Source organism: Bacteroides sp. AM16-13 (genome assembly GCF_003602705.1).
Lineage (GTDB): Bacteria > Bacteroidota > Bacteroidia > Bacteroidales > Bacteroidaceae > Bacteroides > Bacteroides xylanisolvens.
In genome coordinates this window covers 53,414-65,040 of record NZ_QTLK01000006.1, presented here as the reverse complement: position 1 = coordinate 65,040, position 11,627 = coordinate 53,414, and the positions used below count along the sequence as shown (strand labels likewise).

The following is an 11,627-nucleotide window of genomic DNA, read 5'->3' as shown; positions in this document are numbered from 1 at the left end:
ACACAGAGCTCTTCTCTCTCTTTCCGTAAGTAAAACAGAGCGATAAATATACGATTACGTGAGACTCTGTGTTATTCTATAGTGAATAAAAAGATTAAACCTCTGTGTCCTCCGTGTCCTCTGTGGTGAAATAGAAATTCCCATTTATAAAATTAATTTAGAACTGTTGCAATAAGAATAAAACCATGAAAACAGAAAAAAGATATTTAGTTCCCGGTGATTATATGGCTGATCCTGCCGTACACGTGTTTGATGGCAAACTTTACATTTATCCCTCGCATGATTGGGAGAGTGGTATTGCCGAAAATGATAATGGAGATCATTTCAATATGAAAGATTACCATGTGTATTCTATGGATGATGTAATGAATGGAGAGATTACTGACCATGGGGTTGTACTTTCTACAGGAGATATTCCTTGGGCGGGCCGTCAGCTTTGGGACTGTGATGTTGCTTTTAAAGACGGCAAATACTATATGTATTTTCCATTGAAAGACCAAAATGACATATTCCGTATCGGAGTAGCTGTGAGCGATAAACCATACGGACCTTTTGTTCCGGAAGCAAACCCGATGAAAGGAAGTTACAGCATTGATCCGGCTGTCTGGAATGATGGAGATGGTAATTATTATATGTATTTTGGCGGACTGTGGGGTGGACAGCTTCAACGTTACCGGAATAATAAAGCATTGGAATCAGCCATTTTACCCGAAGGAGAGGAGGAGGCTTTGCCATCCCGTGTTGTTCGTTTGAGTGATGATATGCTGGAGTTTGCGGAAGAACCGCGTCCGTTAGTCATTCTGGATGAAAACGGTAAACCTCTGACAGCAGGAGATACAGAACGTCGTTTCTTCGAAGCTTCCTGGGTACATAAGTATAATGGGAAATATTATTTCTCTTACTCTACAGGCGATACCCATCTACTTTGTTACGCGATAGGTGACAACCCATACGGACCATTTACTTATCAGGGAGTTATCCTGACTCCGGTAGTGGGATGGACTACTCATCATGCTATTGTTGAGTTCAAAGGAAAATGGTATCTGTTCCATCACGATTGCGTACCTTCCGAAGGGAAAACCTGGCTTCGCAGCTTAAAAGTCTGTGAACTGCAATACGATGCTGATGGAAAAATCATCACGATTGAAGGATTGGATGAATAGTCGCTAAATGATTATTTTGCGGAGTGCCCTGAAAGGGCTTAATTATATAGCGTAGGGCAACGCCCTACGTAAAAATGAATTTGCGCCCTGAAAGGGCATAATTGTATACAGTTCCGCCCTTTCAGGGCTTGTGGCTGGTGTGTTTTTTTCGTAGGGCGTTGCCCTACGCTATATAATTAAGCCCTTTCAGGGCACCCCAATAAATATATAATTGTAAGGCTTTCAGCCTAACTGCTAAATTCCCATTTAACCCTTAAATACCCATTCGTGAAACGAATTTTGAACTATTACTTATGAGGATTATATCTATATTGACATTTGTCCTGTTTTTCAGCTTTTTCTCTGTTTATGCAGAAGATGGGAGCGCTTTGTGGCTTCGTTATTCAACGGGAGCAAAAGCAATAATAATGAATAAGAAACAGTCTCCCACATTAAATATCGCCGTTTCCGAATTGCGGAACTTCTGGCAGGGAGGAATCCCCATAACGCTGGAAATACAGAAGAATAAGGAACTGCGTGCATTAGGAAATGACGGGTACATCATCCGCGCTTCTAAAGACGGTAACCATCTGACAATCAATTCTTCCGGTGAGCAAGGAATACTTTACGGAACTTATCATCTGCTTCGTCTGCAAGCCACCGGGCAATTATCCGAATCAACATTGAAGTCTTTAAATATCTCCGAGAAACCGGATTACCGGATTCGCGTCTTGAATCATTGGGACAATCTAGACGGTACAATCGAACGTGGCTATGCCGGACATTCGCTTTGGAAATGGGACGAACTCCCGTCGGTTGTTTCTCCCCGTTATGAAGCTTATGCACGTGCCAATGCTTCCATCGGTATTAATGCTACTGTGATAAACAATGTCAATGCAAGTCCTAAGATACTATCTGATGATTATTTGCAGAAAGTCAAAGTTCTGGCAGACATCTTCCGTCCTTATGGTTTGAAAATATATCTTTCAATTAACTTTTCTTCCCCGGCAGCTTTAGGTGGTTTATCCACCTCCGATCCGTTGGATAAAGAGGTGATTGCCTGGTGGAAGAAAAAAGCCAAAGATATCTATTCGCTGATACCCGATTTCGGAGGCTTTTTGGTGAAAGCAAACTCCGAAGGACAACCCGGACCGTGTGACTACGGGCGTACTCATGCCGAAGGGGCGAACATGCTTGCCGATGTATTGAAACCTTATCGCGGCATCGTCATGTGGCGTGCTTTCGTTTACTCGCCCACGGACAGCGACCGGGCCAAACAAGCCTATCTTGAATTTGAACCTTTGGACGGAAAGTTCCGCGACAATGTGATTGTACAGATAAAGAACGGCCCGATTGATTTCCAGCCCCGCGAACCGTTCAGCCCGTTATTCGGAGCCATGAAGAAAACACCCGTGATGCCGGAATTTCAGATAACACAGGAATATCTGGGATTCTCCAACCATCTCGTTTTTCTCGCTCCCATGTGGAAAGAATGTCTGGACAGCGACACTTACGTACAAGGCGCAGGCTCTACCATCGCCCGTGTGACGGACGGCTCCTTGTTCCCCCATTCATTGACGGCTATTGCCGGTGTCACCAATATCGGTGATGACATCAATTGGTGCGGACATCCTTTTGCGCAAGCCAACTGGTATGCTTTCGGGCGTCTTGCCTGGAAACATTCCCTTTCATCCGAAGAGATAGGCGAAGAGTGGCTGAAACAAACCTTCCTTCCTATTGCCGGACAACCATCCCGCAATTCCGTCAATGAAATATCTCCCAAAGAGAGACAACAACTTTACTCTCAACTCTCCCTTCTCAACTCTCAACTTCTCCAAGAGTCGAGGGAAGCAGTAGTAGATTATATGATGCCGTTAGGACTGCATCACATCTTTGCATGGGGACATCATTACGGGCCCGAGCCTTGGTGTGATATTCCCGGTGCCCGTCCCGACTGGATGCCTTCTTATTACCATAGGGCAGATGACGGCGGTATCGGATTCGACCGCAGCAGCAAAGGGAGCAATGCGACCGCACAATATCACTCTCCTTTATGCGAACAACTGGATAATGTAGACACCTGTCCCGAAAACCTGCTTCTTTGGTTTCACCATGTTCTCTGGAATCATCGGATGAAGAGCGGGCGTACACTTTGGGCAGAGTTGTGCTATGCTTATGATCGTGGGGTGCAAGAAACCAGAAACTTCCAGAAGTTATGGGCGCCTATGGAGAAATACATCGACCCGGAACGATTCCGTGACGTACAGCACCGGTTGAAGATTCAGGCACGTGACGCAGTGTGGTGGAAAGATGCCTGCTTGCTCTATTTCCAGCAATTCAGCAAGCAGCCGATACCTTATGAACTGGAACGTCCGGTGCATGAATTGAAAGATATGATGGAATACAAACTGAATATCACTAATTTTGAATGTCCGCCTTACGGATTTACCCGATAGAATGATTATATTTGTATCTTGATTATAAGAAACAAATAACAAACCATTAATCAGTAAACAATGAAATTCAGCAACGTAAGATTATTAGTGAAGGACTTCGCCAAATGTTTCAAATTCTACACCGAACAACTCGGACTAGAACCTGCTTGGGGAGATGAAAATAGCGGATACGCCAGTTTTAAAGTAGCCGACGGAATAGAAGGCTTCGCCCTTTTTGTATCCGACTGGATGGCACCTTCGGTAGGCAATGCAGATAAGCAGCAACCCGTTGCGATGCGTGAAAAATTAATGGTTTCATTCTATGTAGATAACGTAGACGAAACCTTTGCCGCCCTAAAAGCCAAAGGCGTGACGTTTATCAGTGAACCTACGGATATGCCCGATTGGGGGATGCGTACCTTGTATCTGCGCGACCCCGAAGAAAATCTTATAGAACTCTTTACCCCTCTGTCGCCGGAGAAATTTAGCCAGGAGCTTCTCGAAGAAGATAAGAAATTTCAATAAGGGATATTGCTAAAAAGGAACTTTTAATACGGTTTTCCTGTAAATAGACAAGAAAAGTGCTTATTCTGTGATAAAATTGTTACCTTTGCGGTCAAAAATAAAACAGAATATAAGAATATGAGCCAAAATACATTCTGCATGGCGGGGGGCGTAGCACGCAACCCGCTTGTGCGTTTAGCCAAACCTATCACGGCAACTATCGGAGCGAACGAACACATAGCCATTGTAGGTCCCAATGGGGGTGGCAAGAGCCTTTTTGTAGATACATTAATCGGAAAATATCCGCTACGTGAAGGAACACTCCAGTATGACTTTTCCCCTTCCGCTACTCAAACTGTTTATGATAATGTGAAATATATCGCGTTCCGTGATACTTATGGAGCGGCAGATGCCAATTATTACTACCAACAGCGTTGGAATGCGCACGACCAGGATGAAACGCCGGACGTCCGCGAAATGTTGGGAGAGATTAAAGACGAACAACTGAAAAATGAACTGTTCGAGCTCTTCCGCATCGAACCTCTTCTTGATAAAAAGATAATCCTTCTTTCAAGTGGTGAACTGCGTAAATTCCAGCTCACAAAGACACTGTTGACAGCCCCCCGCGTTCTGATAATGGATAATCCGTTTATCGGACTGGATGCGCCTACCCGCGAATTGTTATTCTCTTTGCTCGAACGTCTGACAAAAATGTCGTCCGTCCAGATTATTCTGGTGCTTTCCATGATGGATGATATACCTTCCTTTATCACTCATGTTATCCCTGTTGATAAAATGGAAGTGTTTTCCAAGATGGAACGCGAAGCCTACCTGACTGCTTTCCGCAACAGAGACGCAGCTACTTCTTTCGATGAATTGCAGAAACGGATTATTGATTTGCCTTATGACGGCAACAACTATGACTCGAACGAAGTGGTGAAACTGAATAAGGTAAGTATCCGCTATGGCGACCGCACTATTCTGAACGAACTGGACTGGACAGTGCATCGTGGGGAGAAATGGGCGTTGAGCGGGGAGAACGGTGCAGGAAAGTCTACATTATTGAGTTTGGTTTGTGCGGATAATCCACAATCATACGCTTGCGACATCAGCCTTTTCGGACGCAAACGGGGAACTGGAGAAAGTATTTGGGAAATCAAGAAACACATCGGATATGTAAGTCCCGAGATGCATCGTGCTTATCTCAAAAACTTGCCGGCTATTGAAATCGTAGCCAGCGGACTGCACGACAGTATCGGACTGTACAAACGCCCCCAACCGGAGCAGATGGCTGTATGTGAGTGGTGGATGGATATATTCGGCATTGCCGACTTGAAAGACAAACCTTTCTTGCAGCTTTCCAGTGGGGAGCAACGTCTGGCTCTGTTGGCACGTGCTTTCGTCAAAGATCCTGAATTACTGATTTTGGACGAACCGCTTCATGGATTGGATACTTACAATCGTCGTCGGGTCAAAAAGGTGATCGAAGCCTTCTGTAAACGTAAAGATAAGACGATGATTATGGTAACACATTATGAATCAGAACTTCCGGATACGATTACAAACCGCATCTTCTTGAAAAGAAATGATACGTTAATATATTAGAATATGATTTCTAATATTTTTTAATGAATTGATTGCTTTTTGTGTTATTTGGTTATCTTTGTGCTTAATTAAATGCAAAAAGTAACCACAAAGATATGAATAGTAGCCAAAATGCCATAGCTGTATTGTATAGGAAATATTGGCAAAAGCTCTATATTCATGCATACAATCTGCTGAATGACGGAGAAAGCGCAAAGGATGTATTGAGTGATGTGTTTTGCTCAGTACTTGAAAACAGCGAGCAGTTTGAAGGGAAGACTGATTTGCTGCCTTTATTCTATGTCATGGTGAAAAACCGTTGTATTGACCACATACGTCATCAGAATGTAGTGAACCGGAATGCGGAAAGATACTTGGAAGAACTTTATAGCGGTTGGACTGCCAAAGAGTATCGGGACTACGAAGATAAAATAGACCGGATGCAGGAGAGTATCCGCCAGATGGCGCCGCAAATGCGCATAGTAGTGGAAGAGTTTTTTCTGAATGAAAAGAAATGTGCGGAAATTAGTGAAATATTAAATATCAGTGATAATACAGTCAGAACCCATATTGCCCGGGCTTTAAAAATACTCCGTAAACGATTGAGTGTCTTTTTACTTATTACAGTTTAATGTTGAATCCTGCTCTTCACTTGTTTCACACTTTAGCTGAACAACTATAAATCAGATATTTATGGTGAATGGAAGTAGGAAAAACAAAGTAAATAACCCTTCACATCCTTCACGCACTTATATGGATTTGTGGGGCATATATGTCTGACGTGTTGGATCTATATGTCTAGCATATTGGATCTATATGTCCAATACGCACGGCATATATCTCCTGTAAACAAGGTATTAATACCTGATAATTCAAGAGTTAATACCTTATAGCTCAAGAGTTAATACTTGATAACTCAAAAGTTAATACCCAACGGGTCATTTGCTATAAGCTAATTTGTTTTTGCTTATAGCATATTCTTTTTTGCTTATAGCATATTTACTTTAGCTCATAGCATATGAAAAAAGAGGTGAAGGATGTGAAGGGTTGTTTGCTTTGTTTTTCTGCTTCCCTTCACCATAAATGTCTGATTTATAGTTGTTCATCTCAATGGTGAAGCCTGTGAACCGTTGGAATAGTTCATTTGTGTGTTATCGTCATTGGTATACAGGCTTCATCTTTTGTTCTTCTGAATTTCCATCAAGAAAAAAAATCTCTCATAGGTGTCATTAATTTCGGTTGGCTCTACGTATTAAGATAAACAGTTGATTATTATGATGGAAAATCCAGACCAGAATTCAGATTATGCATTGCGTGCGATACAGGAACCGAGACTAAGGGAGACGGAAGAGTTCAACCAGTGGATTAGCGTACCTGAAAACAAGGAACTATTTCTCGACTTGATGGCTTGCAAGGAAGCTGTGATGCGTGAAAGCTTGGATAGGAGACGCAAGGCAAAAATGAAAACACGTATTTGGGTAGCGGCTTCTGCTGTGGCTGCCGTTTTGGTTTTGGCCTTTCTTATACCTTCTTTACTTCCTTCTTTCTTTATAAAAAAAGAGGAACCGGTGCGATTCTTTGCCGCAACTGTCAGTGGAGAACATGTGATGTTGCAAATGGACGGCCATCATGAACAACAACTGTTGGAAGACAGTGTGATGGACATCAAAGAATGGAAAACATTGACGCCGGATACCACCTGTTGCCAAACGTTGACTACACCACGTGGAAAAAGTTTCTTACTGGTACTGTCCGACGGGACTAAAGTGTGGATAAATGCTGAAAGTAGCCTGCGCTATCCTGTCGCATTCAACGGGAAGGAACGACGGGTAGAGCTGAAAGGAGAAGCCTGTTTTGAAGTGGCAAAGGATGAAAAATGTCCCTTTATCGTAAGTGCCGACGGCATGGATACCCATGTGCTGGGTACTAAATTCAATGTACGTTCATACACAACAGAAGACCGCCACGTGACATTGGTGCAGGGAAAAGTGCAAGTGACCAACACGAACAGCCTTTCATCCGTAGTACTTCAACCCGGACAGGACTTGACTTATACGGAAACCGGAGAAGAGAAAATATCGCGTGTCAACATAGCTACCTATACGGCATGGACAGAAGGAATGTTCTATTTTGAAGATTCGTCACTGGAAGAAATTATGAGTTCTCTGGGCAGATGGTACAACGTGAACGTCGACTTTGAACGGGTGGAACTATACAATATCCGCCTGAACTTTTGGGCGAACCGCAACGCTCATTTGGACGAGGCGGTGGAACTTCTGAATAAACTGGAAAAAGTACGTGTAGAATATCAGGACGGGACTATTACGATTAAACATATATAACTTTACAAATACAACTCTTATGAAAAAGCAACAAATTACATTGTCTCGCAAAAAGGCAATGAGAAAGGTCGTATGGATGAAAGCCGCCTTCTTATTGCTGATGTTTGTAATTGCCCTGCATGGACGGGCACAAAATACGGACAGCAAATTGATTTCTTTGGAACTAAAGGAAGCGCCATTGGGAGAGGCTTTGAAGCAGTTTAGCAATGTGTCCGGCTATAAGGTGAATTTTCCTAGTGAAGATGTCGGAGCGTACCGGGTAAGCGTAAGCATACATCAGTTGGCACCTTTGGCGGCACTCCAGAAAATACTGGAAGGGAAACCTTTTGAATATGAGGTGAAACAACATTTTATCACTGTCCGTAAAGTGAAGCCTGCATCGACTACTCGTAAAGTCAGGAACATCGAAGGGCGGGTAGTGGATGAAAAAGGGGAACCGTTGCCAGGTGCGAATATCCGGGGAATCGACAGCCCGTTTGGAGCTATTTCCGATATCAAAGGAAATTTCACTTGTAAAGTGATGGAGGAAACTCACACATTGGAAGTTTCTTTTGTCGGTATGCAAACTGAAAAGGTATCTATTAAAGGGCGTACTCATGTCAATGTGATTATGCATGAAGATAAACAGCAATTGGGAGATGTTGTAGTGACGGGTTATCAGCGCATTAGCCGTGAACGCTCTACTGCCTCTTTCGGCTTTATAGATTCCGAACAACTGACAAGGCAGATGCATACTGACCTGGCGTCATCTCTGGAAGGACAAATAGCTGGCCTGCGTATGGATATCAATCCGAATAACGGGGATATGAGCCCTATCCTTCGCGGTAGAGGTACGTTCTCGAATGATGTAGGCTCACATCCGCTAATCGTAGTGGATGATATGCCGACTGACTTGACCCTGAGTGAGATAAATCCCTATAATGTAGAGAGTATTACTGTCTTGAAGGATGCGGCGGCAGCCAGTATTTATGGTGCTTTGGCTGCAAACGGCATTATTGTGGTAGTTACCAAACAGGCTAAAGAAGAGGGTGCGCATGTGAATATCAATGCTGATTGGTTCATCACCAGCAAACCGAATTTCAATAGTTTGAACCTGGCTTCTACAAGCGACATTATTGATTATCAAACAGATGTGTTTGATGCGAATGTAGCCGAATCAGGCAGTGCGTCCGGTTTTTTGTCCAGCTATAAGGCAGGCTACTATAATCCGTTGTTCCAACTTTATCTGGATCGGGAGAATGGTACACTAAGTAATAATGAAGTCGAAGCTACATTGAATCAGTGGCGTAATAATGACTATTATAAAGAATATCGTGACAATGCTTGGCGCACGGCTGTAACTCAGCGTTATAATGTGTCCGTATCGCAGAAAGTCGGAAAAAACAATCACTTCCTTTCGTTCAATTATGAAAATGACAAGGGGCGTACGATAAATGATAAAAGGAATAAATTCTCCTTGTATTATAAGTCGAACTATGCCATAACCAGTTGGTTGAATGTGAATGCCGGGGTGGACGCCCGTCTGGGAAGTAGCGATACACCGAATACCCTGTTTACCAGTTACACTATGCAACAACGTTATGAAAGAATAATGGATGCCGATGGTAACCGTTATAATTCTCCTTATGTGAATGTAAGCGGATATTCGGGTGGAGCTTACAATGGCAGTGTCGTGAGCAAGGCGGAAGGTGTTTCACCTTATAAAACATTTGGTTTCAATGTGCTTGACGCATTGGGTGAAGGCGGTACCAAATCACGCAATGTCAGCATCCGCCCGTTTGTCAGTTTGCAGGCACGATTCCTGAAGATGTTTAAATATAACTTCATGTATCAGTATGAATGGAATCATAGCAAGAGTGAAGTGTTTGATGCGGAGGACTCCTATTTGATGCGTATGACGTACAATTCTATGATTGATACGAATGGAAATTCGGCAATGCCGAAAGGCGGACGGTTCTTTCAAAATGAGTTGAGCAGTAACCGTTATACTGTACGTAATCAGATAGACTTTGACAAAAGTTGGAAGAACCATGCAGTAACCGCCATTGCCGGACTTGAATTCAGGGAAAATAAGATTCCGAAACCTACCCGGCAATTAATGTATGGATACGATCCTCAGACACTGACTTCTGACATTATAGATTGGCAGGCATACCGTGACGGTGTAGGAACCAGTGCACTTTCCGGCAATACGATTACTTTGAGTGGCCTGTCGCCTACGTTGCAAGAATCACGCCATCGTTATGCATCTTTTTATGCCAATGCAAGCTATTCTTATCTGTCCCGTTATAATGTATCCGGAAGTATCCGCTGGGATCAGGCGGACTTGTTCGGACTTGATATCCGTAACCAGCGTCATCCCCTGTGGTCTGTCGGTGCGTCCTGGATTATGTCGGAAGAGTCATTTATGAAAGATATTGTTTGGCTCGACTTCCTGAAAGCACGTATGACCTATGGTATCAACGGTAATGTGGATCAGAGTTCGACTACCTATTTTGTAGTAAAGCAGAAGACCCAGAGCAATCCGATCAAGACGACATACCTGACTTATGATGATGATGATCTTCCGAACCCGAAACTCCGTTGGGAGAAAACAGCCACTTATAATGTGGGACTGGATTTCCGTCTTTTCAATAATTTAGTCAATGGTAGCTTGGAGTATTACAACCGCCACTCATCTGATTTGCTTGTACGCCGCTACATGGATCCTACATTGGGAGCTAAATCACGTGTAGTGAACAACGGTGAGATGCGTAACCGGGGTATCGAATTTTCTCTTACTGCCAATCTCATCAGGAAGAAGGACTGGAACTTTGCCGTTGATTTCAACTTTGCCCATAACAAGAACAAGATGTTAAAGGTGGATCATAGTGATTCGGACACTTCGACAAGTTTCATTATGAGCCCGCAGAACTACTTTATGGAAGGAACCAGTTATAATACGCTTTGGGCTTACCGTATCGACCGCATTGAAAATGGATATCCGGTAGCGGTGGACAAAGATGGGAATGACCTGGTGACGTTCAACGAGGATGGTACGGTTGCCAATATTACTACCGGATCGTCACTGAAAGGTACTGAGAATCTTGTAAATCTTGGCTCGCTGACTCCGAAATTCAATGGAGCAGTGTCCTTGAGACTTAGCTACAAGGGAATTGCCTTGAATGCTTTCTTTGTGTATGCAGGCGGTAACAAACTGCGTAATAGTGTGGTAAGTATGAGTGACCAGGTGGGAAGCCAGACGTTGAAAGACATAACCAACCGTTGGAGTGCGGATGCGCCGGATGCAAATGTACGTATGTATATTGATATGCCCACAAAGGTTAAAACTTACGCAAGTACTTTCCAGGATTGGTGGCAATATGGTGATATCAATGTGAAAGATGCTGGTTATGTGAAATTGCGTAGCTTGAGTCTGGGGTATAGTTTGCCGTCTGGTATCTGCCGTCAAATCCGGCTTAATTCATTGAATTTGAAGTTGCAAGTGAACAACCTGTTTACCTGGTGTAAGGCAGGAAGCGACATTGATCCGGAAAGCTACGGATTGAACAGCGGCACACGCGGCATGGCTTCACCCAAGACTTATTCTATCGGATTATCAACAAGTTTCTAATTTATTA

The 11,627-nt window shown here is 43.4% G+C and carries 7 protein-coding genes; all 7 read left to right on the top strand.

Translation table 11 applies throughout. The features are described from left to right. Nucleotides 1-185 precede the first annotated feature (185 nt). The 7 genes from DW173_RS06185 (at nt 186) to DW173_RS06155 (ending at nt 11,620) form a co-directional block, all read left to right on the top strand. Nucleotides 186-1,163, top strand: a complete 978-nt coding sequence (locus DW173_RS06185; protein ID WP_120144030.1) for a glycoside hydrolase family 43 protein — start codon at nt 186-188, stop codon at nt 1,161-1,163. A 293-nt stretch (nt 1,164-1,456) separates the two neighbouring features. Further along, nucleotides 1,457-3,598, top strand: a complete 2,142-nt coding sequence (locus DW173_RS06180) for an alpha-glucuronidase family glycosyl hydrolase (RefSeq protein ID WP_120144029.1) — start codon at nt 1,457-1,459, stop codon at nt 3,596-3,598. A gap of 60 nt (nt 3,599-3,658) precedes the next feature. Continuing rightward, nucleotides 3,659-4,102 carry a VOC family protein gene (locus DW173_RS06175; protein WP_008026041.1) on the top strand — a complete coding sequence of 148 codons (444 nt, stop codon included), beginning with the start codon at nt 3,659-3,661 and terminating at the stop codon, nt 4,100-4,102. Between the two features lie 117 nt (nt 4,103-4,219). After that, nucleotides 4,220-5,686 carry an ATP-binding cassette domain-containing protein gene (locus tag DW173_RS06170; protein WP_120144027.1) on the top strand — a complete coding sequence of 489 codons (1,467 nt, stop codon included), beginning with the start codon at nt 4,220-4,222 and terminating at the stop codon, nt 5,684-5,686. A gap of 95 nt (nt 5,687-5,781) precedes the next feature. Then, nucleotides 5,782-6,297, top strand: coding sequence for an RNA polymerase sigma factor (locus tag DW173_RS06165; RefSeq protein WP_008026044.1), 516 nt, complete (start codon nt 5,782-5,784; stop codon nt 6,295-6,297). Between the two features lie 642 nt (nt 6,298-6,939). Beyond that, nucleotides 6,940-8,007: a FecR family protein gene (locus DW173_RS06160; protein ID WP_120144026.1), complete on the top strand. Its 1,068-nt coding sequence runs from the start codon at nt 6,940-6,942 to the stop codon at nt 8,005-8,007. Nucleotides 8,008-8,026: 19 nt separating this feature from the next. Continuing rightward, the gene (locus DW173_RS06155; protein WP_120144024.1) at nt 8,027-11,620 is read left to right on the top strand and encodes a SusC/RagA family TonB-linked outer membrane protein; all 3,594 of its coding nucleotides are present in this window, start codon (nt 8,027-8,029) and stop codon (nt 11,618-11,620) included. Nucleotides 11,621-11,627 lie beyond the last annotated feature (7 nt).

What these genes read in the sequence shown, in the direction of transcription:
- DW173_RS06185 (WP_120144030.1), top strand. Translation starts at nt 186, where the DNA reads ATGAAAACAGAAAAAAGATATTTAGTTCCCGGTGATTATATGGCTGAT.
- DW173_RS06180 (WP_120144029.1), top strand. Translation starts at nt 1,457, where the DNA reads ATGAGGATTATATCTATATTGACATTTGTCCTGTTTTTCAGCTTTTTC.
- DW173_RS06175 (WP_008026041.1), top strand. Translation starts at nt 3,659, where the DNA reads ATGAAATTCAGCAACGTAAGATTATTAGTGAAGGACTTCGCCAAATGT.
- DW173_RS06170 (WP_120144027.1), top strand. Translation starts at nt 4,220, where the DNA reads ATGAGCCAAAATACATTCTGCATGGCGGGGGGCGTAGCACGCAACCCG.
- DW173_RS06165 (WP_008026044.1), top strand. Translation starts at nt 5,782, where the DNA reads ATGAATAGTAGCCAAAATGCCATAGCTGTATTGTATAGGAAATATTGG.
- DW173_RS06160 (WP_120144026.1), top strand. Translation starts at nt 6,940, where the DNA reads ATGATGGAAAATCCAGACCAGAATTCAGATTATGCATTGCGTGCGATA.
- DW173_RS06155 (WP_120144024.1), top strand. Translation starts at nt 8,027, where the DNA reads ATGAAAAAGCAACAAATTACATTGTCTCGCAAAAAGGCAATGAGAAAG.